Here is a 17,073-nt window from a genome sequence, read left to right as displayed (position 1 = left end):
ATCAGACCGCCCTCATCAGCAGGGTTGCGGCGATGAGTACCGCAGCGCCGCCGAACATCGAGACCGCGTAGGAGCGGGCGTAGCCGTTCTGCAGTTTGCGCAGCCGACCGGAGAGGCCGCCCATCGAGGCCGCCGTGCCGTTGACCACGCCGTCGACCAGGGAGTGGTCGACGTAGACCAGGGACCGCGTGAGGTGCTCGCCGCCGCGCACCAGGACGACGTGGTTGAAGTCGTCCTGGAGGAGGTCGCGGCGGGCGGCCCTGGTGAGCAGCGAGCCGCGCGGGGCGGTGACCGGGACGGGCCGGCGTCCGTACTGCACGTAGGCCAGGGCGACGCCGATGACGAGGACCACCATGGTGGCGCCCGTGACCGTGGCGGCGCTGAGCGGCGAGTCGCCGTGGTCGTGGTGCGTGACCGGCTCCAGCCAGTGCGTGAACCGGTCGCCGATGCTGAAGAAGCCGCCCGCGAAGACCGACCCGAAGGCGAGCACGATCATCGGGATCGTCATGGACTTCGGCGACTCGTGCGGGTGCGGTTCGTCGTGCGCCCCCTCGGTCTGCGCCGCGGGCTCCGCGCTCGGCTGCGCCGGGGAGGCGGTCGCCCGGTGGCGCCAGCGCTCCTCCCCGAAGAAGGTCATGATCATCACGCGCGTCATGTAGTACGCGGTGATGGCCGCGCCCAGGAGCGCCACCGAGCCGAGGATCCAGCCTTCGGCGCCGCCCTTGGCGAACGCCGCCTCGATGATCTTGTCCTTGGAGAAGAAGCCGGACAGACCGGGGAAGCCGATGATGGCCAGATAGCCGAGGCCGAAGGTCACGAAGGTGACCGGCATGTACTTCCGCAGGCCGCCGTACTTGCGCATGTTGACCTCGTCGTTCATGCCGTGCATGACCGAACCGGCGCCGAGGAAGAGCCCGGCCTTGAAGAAGCCGTGCGTCACCAGGTGCATGATCGCGAAGACGTAGCCGATGGGGCCGAGGCCGGCGGCCAGGATCATGTAGCCGATCTGGGACATCGTCGAACCCGCCAGGGCCTTCTTGATGTCGTCCTTCGCACAACCGACGATCGCGCCGAAGAGGAGCGTGACCGCTCCGACGATGGTGACGACGAGCTGCGCGTCCGGCGCTCCGTTGAAGATCGCGCCGGAGCGGACGATCAGGTACACGCCGGCGGTGACCATCGTGGCCGCGTGGATGAGGGCCGAGACCGGGGTCGGGCCCTCCATCGCGTCACCGAGCCAGGACTGCAGCGGCACCTGGGCGGACTTGCCGCACGCGGCGAGCAGCAGCATCAGGCCGATGGCGGTCAGCTTGCCCTCCGACGTCTGCCCCGTGGCCTCCAGGACCGGCCCGAAGGCGAACGTCCCGAAGGTGGTGAACATCAGCATGATGGCGATGGACAAGCCCACGTCACCGACGCGGTTGACCAGGAAGGCCTTCTTCGCGGCGGTGGCCGCGCTGGGCTTGTGCTGCCAGAAGCCGATCAGGAGGTACGAGGCGAGGCCGACGCCCTCCCAGCCGACGTACAGCAGGAGGTAGTTGTCGGCGAGCACCAGGAGGAGCATCGCCGCGAGGAAGAGGTTCAGGTACCCGAAGAAGCGGCGGCGCCGCTCGTCGTGCTCCATGTACCCGATCGAATAGACGTGGATCAGGGTGCCGACGCCGGAGATGAGCAGGACGAACGTCATCGACAGCTGGTCGAGCTGGAAGGCGACGTCCGCCTGGAAGCCCTCGACGGGGATCCAGCTGAACAGGTGCTGCGACAGCGTGCGCTCCTCGGCGCCCTTGCCCAGCATGTCGGTGAACAGCACGACGGCGAAGACGAAGGAGGCCGCCGCGAGCAGCGTGCCGAGCCAGTGGCCCACACGGTCGAGCGCCCGCCCGCCGCACAGCAGCACGGCCGCTCCGAGCAGGGGCGCCGCGACGAGCAGCGCAATCAGGTTCTCCACTTTCAGCCCCTCACAGCTTCATCAGGCTGGCGTCGTCGACCGAGGCCGAGTGGCGGGAACGGAACAGCGACACGATGATCGCGAGCCCGACCACGACCTCCGCGGCGGCGACGACCATCGTGAAGAAGGCGATGATCTGGCCGTCGAGATTGCCGTGCATCCGGGAGAAGGCCACGAGCGCGAGGTTGCAGGCGTTGAGCATGAGCTCGATGCACATGAACACCACGATCGCGTTCCGCCTGATGAGCACGCCGGTCGCGCCGATCGCGAACAACAGGGAAGCCAGGTACAGGTAGTTCACGGGGTTCACTTCGACGCCTCCTCGGTCCGCTCGACGTCGGTCCGCCCGATGCCGGGCCGCCCGATGTCGGTCCTGCGCACGTCGGGCCGCTCCAGACGGTCGGCGGAGCGCTGCTCCAGCGCCCGCAGGTCATCCAGGGCCTCACTCGACACGTCACGGATCTGGCCGCGCTCGCGCAGCGTCCTGTTGACCGTGAGCTCCGAGGGCGAGCCGTCGGGGAGCAGGCCCGCGACGTCCACGGCGTTGTGCCGGGCGTACACGCCAGGGGCGGGCAGGGGCGGCAGGTGCTTGCCCTCGCGCACGCGCTCCTCGGCCATCTCGCGCTGGGTCTTGGCGCGCTCCGTGCGCTCGCGGTGGGTCAGCACCATCGCGCCGACCGTGGCCGTGATGAGCAGGGCGCCGGTGATCTCGAAGGCGAAGACGTACTTCGTGAAGATGAGCCCCGCGAGGCCCTCCACGTTGCCGCCGGAGTTCGCCTCGGCGAGGCCGTTGAACTCCTTCACCGAGGCGTTGCCGATGCCCGCGAAGAGCAGCACCGCGAAGCCGAGACCGCACAGGAGGGCCAGCCAGCGCTGGCCCTTGATGGTCTCCTTCAGCGAGTCGGCGGCGGTGACGCCGACGAGCATGACCACGAAGAGGAAGAGCATCATGATCGCGCCGGTGTAGACGACGATCTGCACGATGCCCAGGAAGTACGCGCCGTTGGCGAGGTAGAAGACGGCCAGGATGATCATGGTCCCGGCGAGGCACAGCGCGCTGTGCACGGCCTTCTTCATGAGGATCGTGCACAGGGCGCCGACGACGGCGACCGTGCCGAGCACCCAGAACTGGACTGCCTCGCCGGTGGAGGTGGAGTAGGCGGCGAGCTGCGTCATCGGCCGATCACCTTCTCCGACGCCGGTTCGCCGTCCCCGAAGTCGGAGGCCGCCTCCTGGGGCGTCTCGCTCTTGGAGCGGGCGACCTGGGGCACCGTCCCGGGGGCGGCCTCGGTGACCAGACCGCGGTAGTAGTCCTGCTCGTCCATGCCGGGGAAGATCGAGTGCGGGCTCTCGACCATGCCCTCCTCCAGGCCGGCGAGCAGCTGCTCCTTGGTGTAGATGAGGTTCTGGCGGCTGGTGTCGGCCAGCTCGAACTCGTTCGTCATCGTCAGCGCGCGCGTGGGGCACGCCTCGATGCACAGGCCGCAGAAGATGCAGCGGGCGTAGTTGATCTGGTAGACGCGGCCGTACCGCTCGCCCGGTGAGTACCGCTCCTCTTCCGTGTTGTCCGCGCCCTCCACATAGATGGCGTCCGCGGGGCAGGCCCAGGCGCAGAGCTCACAGCCGACGCACTTCTCCAGGCCGTCCGGATGGCGGTTCAGCTGGTGCCTGCCGTGGAAGCGGGGAGCGGTGATCTTCTGCTGCTCCGGATACTGCTCGGTCAGCCGCTTCTTGAACATGGCCTTGAAGGTCACGCCGAAGCCCGCGACGGGGTTCTGGAACCCCTGATTCGATTGGTTCGACTCGTGCGGTGTCGGTCCGCTCGACCCGTGCGGTGCCACCTCGTTCGACCCCTGCGGTGTTCCCTCGTTCGACTCAGCCATCGGACGCCTCCTTTCCGTCACTTCGGGTTCCGTCACTTTGAGTATCCGGCCCACCACTGACAATCAGCTCCCGCTCGCGGCGCGAGCGGCGGCGCGGGACGGGCGGCAGGCTCTGGCCGGGCAGCGGCGGCACCGGGAATCCGCCCGCCATCGGGTCGAAGGCGACCGGCTGTTCATCGACGGCGGCCTCCTTCTCCCGCTTGTCGCGGAAGATGTCGACGACCACGGAGAGCAACAGCAGCGCGATGACACCGCCGGCCACGTAGAGCACGATCGAGGTGAAGTCGTAGTTCTCGTTCCGCATGGCCCTGACCGTGGCGACGAGCATCAGCCACAGGACCGAGATCGGGATGAGGACCTTCCAGCCGAGCTTCATCAGCTGGTCGTAGCGGACGCGTGGCAGCGTCCCGCGCAGCCAGATGAAGAAGAACAGCAGCAGCTGGACCTTGATCACGAACCAGAGCATCGGCCACCAGCCGTGGTTCGCGCCCTCCCAGAAGGTGCTGACCGGATACGGGGCCCGCCAGCCGCCCAGGAAGAGGGTGACCGAGACCGCCGAGACGGTGACCATGTTGACGTACTCGGCGAGCATGAACAGCGCGAACTTGATGGAGGAGTACTCGGTGTTGAAACCGCCGACGAGGTCGCCCTCGGACTCCGGCATGTCGAACGGCGCGCGGTTCGTCTCACCGATCATCGTCACGATGTAGATCAGGAACGAGACGGGGAGCAGCAGCACGTACCAGCGGTCGGCCTGCGCCTCCACGATCGCCGAGGTCGACATCGACCCGGAGTAGAGGAACACGGAGGCGAACGCCGCGCCCATCGCGATCTCGTAGGAGATCATCTGCGCGCAGGAGCGCAGACCGCCGAGGAGCGGGTACGTCGAGCCCGAGCTCCAGCCCGCGAGCACGATGCCGTAGATGCCGACGGAGGCGACCGCGAGGATGTAGAGCATCGCGATCGGCAGGTCGGTGAGCTGCATCGTCGTGCGCTGGCCGAAGATCGAGATCTCGTTGCCGGCGGGCCCGAAGGGGATCACGGCGATCGCCATGAAGGCCGGGATCGCCGCGACGACGGGGGCGAGGACGTAGACCACCTTGTCCGCCCGCTTGACGATCACGTCCTCCTTGAGCATCAGCTTGATGCCGTCCGCGAGGGACTGCAGCATGCCCCAGGGGCCGTGCCGGTTGGGCCCGATGCGGAGCTGCATCCAGGCGACGACCTTGCGCTCCCACACGATGGAGAAGAGGACCGTCACCATCAGGAACGCGAAGCAGAAGACCGCCTTGACGGCGACCAGCCACCAGGGGTCACGGCCGAACATGGACAGGTCTTCCGCCGCAAGCGGCACCACGGTGTGCATCACGACGTCACCTCCGGGGCCTCAGTGGGCTCCGGCAGGACCGCCGGGCCGATGCGGACGAGGTCGCCGGGGCGCGCGCCGGTGTCGGAAGTGACGCCTCCCCCGGTCGAGTTCAGCGGCAGCCAGACCACGCGGTCGGGCATCTCGGTGACCTGGAGCGGGAGCGTCGTGCTGCCCGCGGGCCCCGTCACCGCCAGGAGGTCGCCGTCCTTGACGCCGGCCTCCGCCGCCGTGGCCGCGGACACGCGCGCGTGGGCCGCGTGCCGCGTGCCGGCGAGTGCCTCGTCGCCGTCCTGGAGGCGGCCCTGGTCGAGGAGCAGCCGGTGCCCCGCGAGAACGGCCTCTCCGGAGGCGGGCCTCGGCGGCTGGGCCGATGTCTCCAGGGGCTCTGTCGCGTACGGCCCGTCCCAGGCGCCGAGCCGGTCGAGCTCACGGCGGAGGGTCACCAGGTCCGGCAGGCCGAGGTGCACGTCCCCGGCGTCGGCCAGCATGTGCAGCACGCGCGCGTCGGTGGGCGCCAGCCGTCGCGTCATCTGGTCCGGCTTCAGCGCGGCGTCGAACATCCGCGCACGGCCTTCCCAGTTGAGGAACGTGCCCGGCTTCTCCGCGACCGCGGCCACCGGAAGGACGACGTCGGCCCGCTCCGTCACCTCGCTGGGCCGCAGCTCCAGCGAGACCAGGAACCCGACGGCGTCGAGCGCCTCACGCGCGCGTGCCGGATCGGGCAGGTCGGCGACCTCGACGCCCGCGACGAGCAGCGCGCCCAGCTCTCCGGTCGCGGCGGCCTCGACGATCTGCCCGGTGTCGCGGCCGTAGCGGTGCGGGAGTTCGGCGACGCCCCAGGCGGCGGCGACCTCGTCCCGCGCGCGCGGGTCGGTGGCCGGACGGCCGCCGGGCAGCAGCGAGGGCAGCGCGCCCACCTCGACGGCGGCCCGCTCCCCCGCCCGGCGCGGAATCCACACCAGCCGGGCGCCGGTCGCGGTGGCGGTCCGCACGGCGGCGGTCAGTCCGCCGCGCACGGCCGCGAGCCGCTCACCGACGACGATGACCGATCCCGGGGCGCGCAGCGCCTGAGCGGCCCTGGCCCCGTCCTCCGCCAGGCCGACCCCGGCGGCGAGCGCGTCCAGCCACTCCGTCTCGGTGCCGGGAGCCGCGGGCAGCAGCGTGCCGCCCGCCTTCTCCAGGCCCTTCGTCACATGGGTCGCGAGGGAGAAGGTGCGCTGGCCGTGCTTGCGCCAGGCCTTGCGCAGCCGCAGGAAGACACCGGGCGCCTCCTCCTCCGACTCGAAGCCGGCGAGCAGGACGGCGGGCGCCTTCTCCAGGGCGGCGTACGTGACGCCGGTCCCGTCGAGGTCCTTGCCCCGCCCCGCCACGCGTGCCGCGAGGAAGTCGGCCTCCTCGCTGCTGTGCACGCGCGCGCGGAAGTCGATGTCGTTCGTGTCGAGCGCCACGCGCGCGTACTTGCTGTACGCGTAGGCGTCCTCCACGGTGAGCCGGCCGCCGGTCAGGACCGCGGCCCGGCCACGCGCGGCGGCGAGACCGCGGGCGGCGACGTCCAGGGCCTCGGGCCAGCTGGCGGGTTCGAGGACGCCGTCGGCGTTGCGCACCAGCGGAGTGGTCAGCCGGTCGGGCCGCTGTGCGTACCGGAAGCCGAAGCGTCCCTTGTCGCACATCCACTCCTCGTTGACCTCGGGGTCGTCGGCCGCGAGGCGCCGCATGACCTTGCCGCGCCGGTGGTCCGTGCGGCTCGCGCAACCACCCGAGCAGTGCTCGCACACCGAGGGCGACGACACCAGGTCGAAGGGGCGCGAGCGGAATCGGTACGCCGCCGAGGTGAGCGCGCCGACCGGGCAGATCTGGATGGTGTTCCCGGAGAAATAGGACTCGAAGGGGTCGCCCTCGCCCGTCCCGACCTGCTGCAGGGCCCCGCGCTCGATCAGCTCGATCATCGGGTCGCCGGCGATCTGGTTGCTGAAGCGGGTGCAGCGCGCGCACAGCACGCACCGCTCGCGGTCGAGCAGCACCTGCGTGGAGATCGGCACCGGCTTCTCGTACGTCCGCTTCTTGCCCTCGAAGCGGGAGTCCGGGTCGCCGACCTGCATCGCCTGGTTCTGCAGCGGGCACTCGCCGCCCTTGTCGCAGACCGGGCAGTCCAGCGGGTGGTTGATGAGCAGCAGCTCCATCACACCCCGCTGCGACTTCTCCGCGACGGCCGAGGTGAGCTGCGACTTCACGACCATGCCGTCGGTGCACGTGATGGTGCAGGACGCCATCGGCTTGCGCTGGCCCTCCACCTCCACGATGCACTGGCGGCAGGCGCCCGCGGGGTCGAGCAGCGGGTGGTCGCAGAACCGGGGGATCTCGATGCCGAGCAGTTCGGCGGCCCGGATGACCAGCGTCCCCTTGGGGACGCTGATCTCGATGCCGTCGATGGTCAGCGAGACGAGATCCTCCGGCGGCACCGCCGGCTCGCCGCCCCCAGAGGGAGCGCTGTTGGTGGTCACTGTCATGCGTTCACCTCCGTGTGCTGGTCGGCGCGGTCGCTCCAGAGAGTCGACTTGGCCGGGTCGAAGGGGCAGCCCCCGCCGGTGATGTGCTGCTCGTACTCCTCGCGGAAGTACTTCAGCGAGGAGAAGATCGGCGAGGCGGCGCCGTCGCCGAGGGCGCAGAAGGACTTGCCGTTGATGTTGTCGGCGATGTCGTTGAGCTTGTCGAGGTCGGCCATGACGCCCTTGCCGGCCTCGATGTCGCGGAGCAACTGCACCAGCCAGTACGTCCCTTCGCGGCAGGGCGTGCACTTGCCGCAGGACTCGTGGGCGTAGAACTCCGTCCAGCGGGTCACGGCCCGCACGACGCACGTCGTCTCGTCGAAGCACTGGAGCGCCTTGGTGCCGAGCATCGAGCCCGCGGCGCCGACGCCCTCGTAGTCGAGGGGCACGTCGAGGTGCTCGTCGGTGAACATCGGCGTCGAGGAGCCGCCGGGCGTCCAGAACTTGAGCCGGTGCCCGGCCCGCATGCCGCCGCTCATGTCGAGCAGCTGCCGCAGCGTGATGCCGAGCGGGGCCTCGTACTGGCCGGGGCTGGTGACATGGCCGCTGAGCGAGTAGAGCGTGAAGCCCGGAGACTTCTCGCTCCCCATGGACTTGAACCAGTCTTTCCCGCGGTTGAGGATCGCGGGAACCGACGCGATGGACTCGACGTTGTTCACCACAGTGGGGCATGCGTAGAGACCCGCGACAGCAGGGAAAGGGGGACGCAGTCGCGGTTGGCCTCGACGGCCTTCGAGCGAGTCGAGCAGCGCGGTCTCCTCACCGCAGATGTACGCGCCCGCGCCCGCGTGCACGGTGAGTTCCAGATCGAGTCCGCTGCCCAGGACGTTCTTGCCGAGGTAGCCCGCCGCGTAGGCCTCGCGGACGGCCTCGTGCAGCCTGCGCAGCACGGGGACGACCTCGCCCCGCAGGTAGATGAAGGCATGCGAAGAGCGGATCGCGTAGCACGCGATCACGATCCCCTCGATGAGGGAATGCGGGTTCGCGAAGAGGAGCGGGATGTCCTTGCAGGTCCCCGGCTCCGATTCGTCGGCGTTGACAACCAGATAGTGCGGCTTGCCGTCGCCCTGCGGGATGAACTGCCACTTCATCCCGGTGGGGAAGCCCGCGCCGCCGCGGCCCCGCAGGCCCGCGTCCTTCACGTACGCGATGAGGTCGTCGGGGGCCATGGCGAGCGCCTTGCGCAGGCCCTCGTACCCCTCGTGCCGCCGGTAGGTCTCCAGCGTCCAGGACTTCTCCTCGTCCCAGAAGGCGGAGAGGACCGGTGCGAGCAGTTTCTCGGGGCTCGTCTCGTTGTCGATCTCGGCTGCCAAGGTCATCACTCCCCCTCCTCGGCGGTCGGTCCGGCCGGGTGGGCCGGGTCGGATGCCGAGGTCTGCTGCGGTGCGTCGTGCGAGCTCAGGTGCTCGGCGGGCGCTTCGTCCTGCGGTCCGCCCGCGCGCGGGTGGACGACGCGCGGGTGCGGCTCCTCGCCCTTGGCCAGGCGTAGCCCGATGAGCGACGCGGGGCCCGCGCCGCCGCTCGCCTCGACGGCGCCGGGGCGCTCGTCGGGGAAGCCGGCCAGGATCCGGGCGGTCTCCTTGTACGTGCACAGGGGCGCGCCGCGAGTGGGTTCGACCGGTACGCCCGCGCGCAGGTCGTCCACGAGCCGCTTGGCCGACGCCGGCGTCTGATTGTCGAAGAACTCCCAGTTGACCATCACGACGGGGGCGAAGTCGCAGGCGGCGTTGCACTCGATGTGCTCAAGCGTGATCTTGCCGTCCTCGGTGGTCTCGTCGTTGCCGACGCCGAGGTGCTGCTTGAGCTCGTCGAAGATCGCGTCGCCGCCCATGACCGCGCAGAGCGTGTTGGTGCAGACGCCGACCTGGTAGTCGCCGGAGGGCTTGCGCCGGTACATGGTGTAGAAGGTCGCGACGGCCGTGACCTCGGCCGTGGTCAGACCGAGCACGTCGGCGCAGAACTGCATGCCGGTGCGCGTCACGTACCCCTCCTCCGACTGCACCAGGTGCAGCAGGGGAAGGAGCGCGGACCGCGATCCCGGGTAGCGGGCGATGATCTCCTTGGCGTCCGCCTCCAGCCTGGCCCGCACGTCGGCGGGGTAGGCGGGGGCGGGGAGTTGGGGCATGCCCAGGCTGACGCCCGTGCCCTGCTCCGAGGAGGGAGTGGTGGTCACCGGTCGACGCCTCCCATCACGGGGTCGATGGACGCGACGGCGACGATGACGTCGGCGACCTGGCCGCCCTCGCACATCGCCGCCATGGCCTGCAGGTTGGTGAAGGACGGGTCGCGGAAGTGGACCCGGTAGGGGCGGGTGCCGCCGTCGGAGACGACGTGCACGCCCAGTTCGCCCTTGGGTGACTCGACGGCGGTGTACGCCTGTCCGGCCGGGACGCGGAAGCCCTCGGTCACCAGCTTGAAGTGGTGGATCAGGGACTCCATGGAGGTGCCCATGATCTTCTTGATGTGGTCGAGCGAGTTGCCGAGGCCGTCCGGGCCGAGCGCGAGCTGCGCGGGCCAGGCGATCTTCTTGTCGGCGACCATGACGGGGCCGGGGGCGAGCCGGTCGAGGCACTGCTCGACGATGCGCAGCGACTGGCGCATCTCCTCCAGGCGGATGAGGAAGCGCCCGTAGGAGTCGCAGGTCTCGGCGGTCGGGATGTCGAACTCGTAGTTCTCGTAGCCGCAGTAGGGCTGCGACTTGCGCAGGTCGTGCGGCAGGCCCGCCGAGCGGAGGACGGGGCCCGTGGCTCCGAGCGCCATGCAGCCGGAGAGGTCGAGGTAGCCGACGTCCTGCATGCGGGCCTTGAAGATGGGGTTCCCGGTGGCGAGCTTGTCGTACTCCGGGAGGTTCTTCTTCATCGTCTTCACGAACTCGCGGAGCTGGTCCACCGCGCCGGGCGGCAGGTCCTGGGCGAGTCCGCCGGGCCGGATGTACGCGTGGTTCATGCGCAGGCCGGTGATGAGCTCGTAGAGGTCGAGAATCAGTTCACGATCCCGGAAGCCGTAGATCATGATCGTGGTCGCGCCGAGTTCCATGCCGCCGGTGGCGATGCACACCAGGTGCGAGGAGAGGCGGTTGAGCTCCATGAGGAGCACGCGGATGACCGAGGCGCGGTCGGGGATCTGGTCCTCGATGCCGAGCAGCTTCTCGACGCCGAGGCAGTACGCGGTCTCGTTGAAGAACGGCGTGAGGTAGTCCATGCGCGTGACGAACGTCGTGCCCTGCGTCCACGTGCGGTACTCGAGGTTCTTCTCGATGCCCGTGTGCAGGTAGCCGATGCCGCAGCGGGCCTCGGAGACCGTCTCGCCCTCGATCTCCAGGATGAGGCGGAGCACGCCGTGCGTGGACGGGTGCTGCGGGCCCATGTTGACGATGATGCGCTCGTCGTCGGCCTTGGCCGCGGACTGGACGACCTCGTCCCAGTCGCCGCCGGTGACCGTGTAGACGGCCCCCTCGGTCGTCTCCCGGGCCCCGGAAGCGTGCGAAGCGGATTGAGAAGTGGACATCAGCTGTACGACCTCCGCTGGTCCGGAGCCGGGATCTGGGCGCCCTTGTACTCGACGGGGATGCCGCCGAGGGGGTAGTCCTTGCGCTGCGGGAAGCCCTGCCAGTCGTCCGGCATCATGATCCGGGTCAGGGCCGGGTGGCCGTCGAAGACGAGGCCGAAGAAGTCGTACGTCTCGCGCTCGTGCCAGTCGTTGGTCGGGTAGACGGCGACCAGCGAGGGCACGTGCGGGTCGGCGTCGGGGACGCCGACCTCCAGCCGGATCAGCCGGTTGTGGGTGATCGAGCGCAGGTGGTAGACGGCGTGCAGCTCGCGGCCCTTGTCCTCCAGGAAGTGCACTCCCGAGACGCCCGTGCAGAGCTCGAAGCGCAGGGCCGGATCGTCCCGCAGCGTCCGCGCGACGCGTACGAGGTGTTCGCGCGCGATGTGGAAGGTCAGCTCGCCGCGGTCGACGACCGTCTTCTCGATCGCGTTCTCGGGGAGCAGGCCCTGCTCCTCCAGCGCGCCCTCCAGTTCGTCGGCGACCTCGTCGAACCAGCCGCCGTACGGTCGCGCGGACGCGCCGGGCAGGGTGATGGTCCTGACGAGTCCGCCGTAGCCGGAGGTGTCGCCGCCGTTCTCGGCGCCGAACATGCCCCTGCGGACGCGGATGACCTCGCCGGTGTCGTCGCGCGGGGCGGGGACGCCGTTGGCGGCGCCGTTCTCGGGTGCCTCGCTCATCGCAGCAGCCCCTTCATCTCGATGGTGGGGAGCGCCTTGAGGGCCGCCTCCTCCGCCTCGCGTGCCGCTTCCTCCGCGTTCACGCCGAGCTTGGAGCCCTGGATCTTCTGGTGGAGCTTGAGGATCGCGTCCATCAGCATCTCGGGCCGCGGCGGACAGCCGGGCAAATAGATGTCAACGGGGACAACATGGTCCACACCCTGCACAATCGCGTAATTGTTGAACATCCCGCCCGATGAGGCGCATACACCCATCGAGATCACCCACTTGGGGTTGGGCATCTGGTCGTAGACCTGCCGCAGGACGGGCGCCATCTTCTGGCTCACCCGGCCCGCCACGATCATCAGATCGGCCTGGCGCGGCGAGCCGCGGAAGACCTCCATGCCGAAGCGCGCCAGGTCGTACCGGCCCGCGCCCGTCGTCATCATCTCGATGGCGCAGCACGCGAGACCGAACGTGGCGGGGAAGACGGATGACTTGCGCACCCAGCCCGCGGCTTGTTCGACGGTGGTCAGCAGAAAACCGCTCGGCAGTTTCTCTTCGAGTCCCATGCTCTTTGGCCCCTCAGACCTTTAGTCCCATTCCAGGCCGCCGCGCCGCCATACGTACGCGTACGCGACGAAGACGGTGAGCACGAAGAGCAGCATCTCCACGAGCCCGAAAATCCCCAGCGCGTCGAACGTGACGGCCCAGGGGTAGAGGAAGACGATCTCGATGTCGAAGACGATGAAGAGCATCGCCGTCAGGTAGTACTTGATGGGAAATCGCCCACCACCGGCCGGCGTCGGCGTCGGCTCGATACCGCACTCGTAGGCCTCGAGCTTTGCGCGGTTGTACCGCTTTGGACCGATAAGCGTGGCCATGACCACGGAGAAGATCGCAAAGCCTGCCCCGAGGGCTCCCAGCACGAGGATGGGCGCATAGGCGTTCACGCTCCTCGCTCCTCTCAGTCGGCACTGACTGTTGGCGGTTGCGTCGGACCCGGCCCCGCTTCTCATCCGAAGATCGCTTACATGTGAAGCAGGTCACAAGCCCAACTGCCCCGCATCTTATGCCCGCCGGTCTGTGATCTGCGACACGGGGTGCGCCAACGGCTTTGTGATCTCTGCCACCTGACGAAGGATCATGAAGTCGGATGAGCGGTAATCTTCGTACGCGAAGCGCCTGAGTGATCACCAGAGGTGACATCTCGGCGCGTCGTCGCTGGTCGAGGGGGTGTTGCCCTATCAAGAAGTGGCCGCTACAGGCAAATTGGCGCTGGACGTGATCACTTGATAGAGGCAACCGCTTCACGCGTCGGCACCAACGAGGCGGACGAAAGTGGACGCGTGCCCCGATTCACGAGCGGAAGGGACCACGCCACGACGGCTCATGGGCCATCCGGCGGACGGCCGGCGAATCACCCGGCGACGACGGCGCAGCCACCCGGCCCCCGGCCCGGTGGCCACCGCGAGGGCGGCCGGAAGGCGCGGGAGATCTCGGGGAGGTCTCGGCGAGATCTCAGGGAGATCCCCGAGGGGTTACGCATGTGACCTGTGACACATGCGAGCGGGGGGTGAAAGCGCGGGGCTTGGCCAACTGAGTCAACCGGTGGTAGACCGGGGGCAATTCGGGCGTATCACAGAAAACCCATGATCACAGGCGTGATCGCCGTCGTCCGCTTTGCCCGTTACGGCGTCAATAAGGAACGACACGCCCGGGATTCGGGGCCGAAAACGGCAACTGTGGCGCACCACACGTTTCTTGATGGGAACCATGAGTCCCTGATAGCGGTTGTTCTCATGTCCCACACCGCTCACATACCCAGCCACCGGAAGCCCCGTCGCAGCGCCTCCAAGATCGCCCTGCGCGCCGGAGTTGCCGGTGGCGTCCTCAGCACCCTGGCAGTGGCCGCGGCGGCCGGTACGGCGAACGCGGCCGAGCCGGTGACCGAGACCATCGAAATGCCCACGCTCACCACCGATCTGTCCGCGCAGATCGCCCAGTCGGCGGATGTCACCCAGCAGGCCGCCGACACCTACGAGTCCCGCGCCGAGCAGGAGGCCGCCGCCACCAAGGCCGCCAAGCAGGCCAAGGCGGACCAGGCGCAGGCCGAGAAGAAGGCCGAGGCCGAGGCCGAGCGCAAGGCGAAGGCCGAGGCCGCCGCGGAGAAGAAGGCCGAGGAGGAGCGCGCCTCCCGGACCACCGAGCGCACCTCGCTCTCGACGCAGACCACCTCCGCCGGCTCCTCCGACTCGGCCCCCGCCCCGGCCAGCGGCAGCGTCGGCGCGGTCATCAGCTTCCTCAAGGCCCAGCTCGGCGACGCCTACGTGATGGGCGCCTCCGGCCCCAACGCCTGGGACTGCTCCAGCCTGGTGCAGGCCGCGTTCAAGCAGGCGGGCGTGGACCTTCCGCGCGTCTCGCAGGACCAGTCGGTCGCCGGCACCCCCGTCTCGCTCTCCAACGTCCAGGTGGGCGACATCCTCTACTGGGGTGGCGCGGGCTCCGCGTACCACGTGGGTGTGTACATCGGCAACGGCCAGTACCTCGACGCCGCCAACCCCAGCAAGGGCGTCGTCATCCAGGACCTGTCGGGCTACCCGGCCTCGGGCGCCGTGCGCGTCCTCTGACGGCCTTCTGAGCCACGCGTAAGGGCCGGACCTCCCGAGGGGGAGATCCGGCCCTTACGCACGCCCTCAGACGCTTCTGCGCGGCGCTTCGTTCAGTTCTTCGGCGACAGCTCCGCCATGCGCGACCAACCGGTGCCCGGAATCTCCGTGTTCACGATCTCCGGGACGGTGGCGATCGCCTCCGCCATCGTCTCCATGGCGGCCTTGAAGTGGTCGGAGCCGACGTGCGCGGCGCCGGCGTCGCCGTCGGCGAAGGCCTCCAGGAGCACGAACTGGTTCGGGTCCTCGACCGACCGCGACCACTCGAAGAAGACGTTGCCCGGCTCCGCGCGCGTGGCGGCGGTGAATGCGGCGGTCCGCTCGATCCAGCTCTCGCTGTGCTCGGGGCGGACGGTGAACTTGACGGCAATAAATATCATGCGTCCATTTTGCACCGTCCTGCCCGGACCGCCCACCGGGGGCCGCGCCACACCCCCCGGGGGCCGCGCCACACCCCCCGGGGCCGTGCCACACCCCCCGGGCCCACGCGCCTCGCCCACCCGGGCTACGCCCTCGGCGCCACCTTGCTCAGCCCGTTGATGACGCGGTCCATGGCGTCGCCGCCCGTCGGGTCCGTGAGGTTCGCCAGCATCTTCAGCGTGAACCTCATCAGGACCGGATGGGTGAGTCCGCGCTGCGTCGCGATCTTCATGACCTTCGGGTTGCCGATGAGCTTCACGAAGGCGCGGCCCAGCGTGTAGTAGCCGCCGTAGGTCTCCTTGAGCGTCTTCGGGTAGTTCTGCAGCGCCAGTTCCCGCTGGGCGGGGGTGGCACGCGCGTGTGCCTGCACGATGACGTCCGCCGCGATCTGGCCGGACTCCATGGCGTACGCGATGCCCTCGCCGTTGAACGGGTTCACCAGGCCGCCCGCGTCACCCACCAGGAGCAGCCCCTTGGTGTAGTGCGGCTGGCGGTTGAAGGCCATCGGCAGGGCCGCGCCGCGGATCGGCATCGTCATGTTGTCCGGTGTGTAGCCCCAGTCCTCCGGCATCGAGGCGCACCAGGCCTTGAGGACCTCGCGCCAGTCGAGCTCGCGGAAGGCCTTGGAGGAGTTGAGGATGCCGAGGCCGACGTTGGAGGTGCCGTCGCCCATGCCGAAGATCCAGCCGTAGCCGGGCAGCAGGCGGTCCTCGGACCCGCGGCGGTCCCACAGCTCCAGCCAGGACTCCAGGTAGTCGTCGTCGTGGCGCGGCGAGGTGAAGTACGTCCGCACGGCCACGCCCATCGGCCGGTCCTCGCGCCGGTGCAGCCCCATGGCCAGCGAGATCCGCGAGGAGTTGCCGTCGGCCGCGACGACCAGCGGGGCGTGGAAGGTGACCGCGGTCTTCTCCTCGCCGAGCTTGGCGTGCACGCCGGTGATGCGGCCGGTGCGGTCGTCGATGACGGGGGCGCCGACGTTGCAGCGTTCGTAGAGCCTGGCGCCCGCCTTCTGCGCCTGCCGGGCGAGCTGCTCGTCGAAGTCGTCGCGCTTCCGTACGAGGCCGTAGTCGGGGTAGGACGCCAGCTCGGGCCAGTCGAGCTGGAGCCGCACGCCGCCGCCGATGATGCGGAGGCCCTTGTTCCGCAGCCAGCCGGCCTCTTCGGAGATGTCGATCCCCATGGAGACGAGCTGCTTGGTGGCGCGGGGGGTGAGGCCGTCACCGCAGACCTTCTCCCGCGGGAACGCGGTCTTCTCCAGGAGGAGGACGTCGAGCCCTGCCTTCGCCAGGTAGTAGGCCGTCGTCGAACCGGCGGGCCCGGCTCCGACGACGATGACGTCCGCGGTGTGTTCGGAGAGGGGCTCGGTCACGGCGGGTTCTCCCCAAGGATCGAAAACTGTGTGCCGGCCGGCACGGGATATGGGCAGTCTATGAGGCGGTACCGACCTACCAGCCGAAGGGCCACACGTGACCGAGCAGACCGAGACCCTGCCCGCAGCACCCCTCCCCGACGTGCGGCTCCGCGTCCCCACCCACGAGGACGCCTTCACCTGGCACCGCCTCTTCGACGACCCCGAGGTCATGGAGTTCCACGGCGGCGCGCCCGCGGAGCTCTCCGTGTACGAGGAGCTGACGGCCAGGCAGCGCAGACACGACGCCGAACGGGGCTACTGCCTCTGGACCTTGCTGGACGACGCGGGCGCACCCGTCGGCTTCACCGGCGCCCAGCCCTGGAGCCGCCCCTGGGGGCCCGCCGGTGAGATCGAGATCGGCTGGCGGCTCGGCCGCGCCTCCTGGGGCAAGGGGTATGCGACGGCCGCCGCGAGCGCCACGATCGAACGCCTGCGGGCGGCGGGCGTGCCGAGCGTGGTGGCGATGGTCGACGCCGGCAACGAACGCTCCATCGCGGTGACCCGGCGGCTCGGCATGGTGCTCGGCGAGACGTTCACCACGCCGGAACCGCCGGGCGGCGACGGCTCCCGGCGGGTGGCGTACTGCTTCCGGCTCACCCTGTAGCCGCTGCCAGGCGCCTGG

The 17,073-nt window shown here is 69.4% G+C and carries 16 protein-coding genes; 2 read left to right on the top strand and 14 right to left on the bottom strand.

The features are described 5' to 3' along the window. Nucleotide 1 precedes the first annotated feature (1 nt). The 12 genes from nuoL to DCW30_RS30100 are packed head-to-tail and all read right to left on the bottom strand — an operon-like array spanning nt 2 to nt 12,904. Entirely contained in the window at nt 2-1,948 is a 1,947-nt protein-coding gene (gene nuoL / locus DCW30_RS30155; RefSeq protein WP_076685009.1) for an NADH-quinone oxidoreductase subunit L, read from the bottom strand. A gap of 10 nt (nt 1,949-1,958) precedes the next feature. Beyond that, on the bottom strand, nt 1,959-2,258 hold the full coding sequence (gene nuoK, locus DCW30_RS30150; RefSeq protein WP_062780258.1) for an NADH-quinone oxidoreductase subunit NuoK: 300 nt from the start codon (nt 2,256-2,258) through the stop codon (nt 1,959-1,961). Then, nucleotides 2,255-3,124, bottom strand: a complete 870-nt coding sequence (locus DCW30_RS30145) for an NADH-quinone oxidoreductase subunit J (protein WP_076685010.1) — start codon at nt 3,122-3,124, stop codon at nt 2,255-2,257. The genes nuoK and DCW30_RS30145 overlap by 4 nt, the downstream gene beginning before the upstream one ends. Further along, nucleotides 3,121-3,831 carry an NADH-quinone oxidoreductase subunit NuoI gene (nuoI, locus tag DCW30_RS30140; protein ID WP_232626804.1) on the bottom strand — a complete coding sequence of 237 codons (711 nt, stop codon included), beginning with the start codon at nt 3,829-3,831 and terminating at the stop codon, nt 3,121-3,123. The genes DCW30_RS30145 and nuoI overlap by 4 nt, the downstream gene beginning before the upstream one ends. After that, nucleotides 3,824-5,197 (bottom strand): NADH-quinone oxidoreductase subunit NuoH, encoded by a 1,374-nt coding sequence (gene nuoH, locus DCW30_RS30135; RefSeq protein ID WP_198505105.1) that lies wholly within the window; start codon nt 5,195-5,197, stop codon nt 3,824-3,826. The genes nuoI and nuoH overlap by 8 nt, the downstream gene beginning before the upstream one ends. Further along, complete coding sequence (locus DCW30_RS30130) at nt 5,197-7,707, bottom strand: NADH-quinone oxidoreductase subunit G (RefSeq protein ID WP_076685011.1); 2,511 nt, start codon at nt 7,705-7,707, stop codon at nt 5,197-5,199. Before DCW30_RS30130 ends, nuoH begins: the two co-directional genes overlap by 1 nt. Further along, nucleotides 7,704-9,065: an NADH-quinone oxidoreductase subunit NuoF gene (nuoF, locus tag DCW30_RS30125; protein WP_062780255.1), complete on the bottom strand. Its 1,362-nt coding sequence runs from the start codon at nt 9,063-9,065 to the stop codon at nt 7,704-7,706. The genes DCW30_RS30130 and nuoF overlap by 4 nt, the downstream gene beginning before the upstream one ends. Next, nucleotides 9,065-9,871 (bottom strand): NADH-quinone oxidoreductase subunit NuoE, encoded by an 807-nt coding sequence (nuoE, locus tag DCW30_RS30120; RefSeq protein ID WP_062780307.1) that lies wholly within the window; start codon nt 9,869-9,871, stop codon nt 9,065-9,067. Before nuoE ends, nuoF begins: the two co-directional genes overlap by 1 nt. Before the next feature lie 44 nt (nt 9,872-9,915). Further along, complete coding sequence (locus tag DCW30_RS30115; RefSeq protein ID WP_076685012.1) at nt 9,916-11,253, bottom strand: NADH-quinone oxidoreductase subunit D; 1,338 nt, start codon at nt 11,251-11,253, stop codon at nt 9,916-9,918. Next, on the bottom strand, nt 11,253-11,972 hold the full coding sequence (locus tag DCW30_RS30110; RefSeq protein ID WP_076685013.1) for an NADH-quinone oxidoreductase subunit C: 720 nt from the start codon (nt 11,970-11,972) through the stop codon (nt 11,253-11,255). The genes DCW30_RS30115 and DCW30_RS30110 overlap by 1 nt, the downstream gene beginning before the upstream one ends. Next, nucleotides 11,969-12,523: a NuoB/complex I 20 kDa subunit family protein gene (locus DCW30_RS30105; RefSeq protein ID WP_031035164.1), complete on the bottom strand. Its 555-nt coding sequence runs from the start codon at nt 12,521-12,523 to the stop codon at nt 11,969-11,971. The genes DCW30_RS30110 and DCW30_RS30105 overlap by 4 nt, the downstream gene beginning before the upstream one ends. Before the next feature lie 21 nt (nt 12,524-12,544). Next, on the bottom strand, nt 12,545-12,904 hold the full coding sequence (locus DCW30_RS30100) for an NADH-quinone oxidoreductase subunit A (RefSeq protein WP_003992243.1): 360 nt from the start codon (nt 12,902-12,904) through the stop codon (nt 12,545-12,547). 849 nt (nt 12,905-13,753) lie between these two features. Here DCW30_RS30100 and DCW30_RS30095 point away from each other — a divergent pair. Beyond that, nucleotides 13,754-14,581, top strand: a complete 828-nt coding sequence (locus tag DCW30_RS30095) for a C40 family peptidase (RefSeq protein WP_062780252.1) — start codon at nt 13,754-13,756, stop codon at nt 14,579-14,581. A 92-nt stretch (nt 14,582-14,673) separates the two neighbouring features. On the opposite strand, the gene DCW30_RS30090 is transcribed toward DCW30_RS30095, so the two are convergent. Beyond that, the gene (locus DCW30_RS30090) at nt 14,674-15,000 is read right to left on the bottom strand and encodes a putative quinol monooxygenase (protein ID WP_062780251.1); all 327 of its coding nucleotides are present in this window, start codon (nt 14,998-15,000) and stop codon (nt 14,674-14,676) included. 125 nt (nt 15,001-15,125) lie between these two features. Continuing rightward, nucleotides 15,126-16,409 carry a geranylgeranyl reductase family protein gene (locus DCW30_RS30085; RefSeq protein WP_076685014.1) on the bottom strand — a complete coding sequence of 428 codons (1,284 nt, stop codon included), beginning with the start codon at nt 16,407-16,409 and terminating at the stop codon, nt 15,126-15,128. A 97-nt stretch (nt 16,410-16,506) separates the two neighbouring features. Here DCW30_RS30085 and DCW30_RS30080 point away from each other — a divergent pair, with 97 nt between their 5' ends. After that, the gene (locus DCW30_RS30080; RefSeq protein WP_076685015.1) at nt 16,507-17,055 is read left to right on the top strand and encodes a GNAT family N-acetyltransferase; all 549 of its coding nucleotides are present in this window, start codon (nt 16,507-16,509) and stop codon (nt 17,053-17,055) included. The last annotated feature ends 18 nt before the right edge of the window (nt 17,056-17,073 follow it).

The organism is Streptomyces alfalfae, assembly GCF_004127445.1.
In the GTDB taxonomy this organism is placed as follows: Bacteria; Actinomycetota; Actinomycetes; order Streptomycetales; family Streptomycetaceae; genus Streptomyces; species Streptomyces alfalfae.
Note: the sequence above shows the minus strand (reverse complement) of the source record. Positions and strands in the feature narration are given on the sequence as shown.

Excerpts from the sequence above, each read along its gene's own strand:
- DCW30_RS30145 (WP_076685010.1), bottom strand. The coding sequence starts at position 3,124 with ATGACGCAGCTCGCCGCCTACTCCACCTCCACCGGCGAGGCAGTCCAG.
- nuoI (WP_232626804.1), bottom strand. The coding sequence starts at position 3,831 with ATGGCTGAGTCGAACGAGGGAACACCGCAGGGGTCGAACGAGGTGGCA.
- nuoH (WP_198505105.1), bottom strand. The coding sequence starts at position 5,197 with ATGCACACCGTGGTGCCGCTTGCGGCGGAAGACCTGTCCATGTTCGGC.
- DCW30_RS30130 (WP_076685011.1), bottom strand. The coding sequence starts at position 7,707 with ATGACAGTGACCACCAACAGCGCTCCCTCTGGGGGCGGCGAGCCGGCG.
- nuoF (WP_062780255.1), bottom strand. The coding sequence starts at position 9,065 with ATGACCTTGGCAGCCGAGATCGACAACGAGACGAGCCCCGAGAAACTG.
- nuoE (WP_062780307.1), bottom strand. The coding sequence starts at position 9,871 with ATGCCCCAACTCCCCGCCCCCGCCTACCCCGCCGACGTGCGGGCCAGG.
- DCW30_RS30115 (WP_076685012.1), bottom strand. The coding sequence starts at position 11,253 with ATGTCCACTTCTCAATCCGCTTCGCACGCTTCCGGGGCCCGGGAGACG.
- DCW30_RS30110 (WP_076685013.1), bottom strand. The coding sequence starts at position 11,972 with ATGAGCGAGGCACCCGAGAACGGCGCCGCCAACGGCGTCCCCGCCCCG.
- DCW30_RS30105 (WP_031035164.1), bottom strand. The coding sequence starts at position 12,523 with ATGGGACTCGAAGAGAAACTGCCGAGCGGTTTTCTGCTGACCACCGTC.
- DCW30_RS30095 (WP_062780252.1), top strand. The coding sequence starts at position 13,754 with ATGTCCCACACCGCTCACATACCCAGCCACCGGAAGCCCCGTCGCAGC.
- DCW30_RS30090 (WP_062780251.1), bottom strand. The coding sequence starts at position 15,000 with ATGATATTTATTGCCGTCAAGTTCACCGTCCGCCCCGAGCACAGCGAG.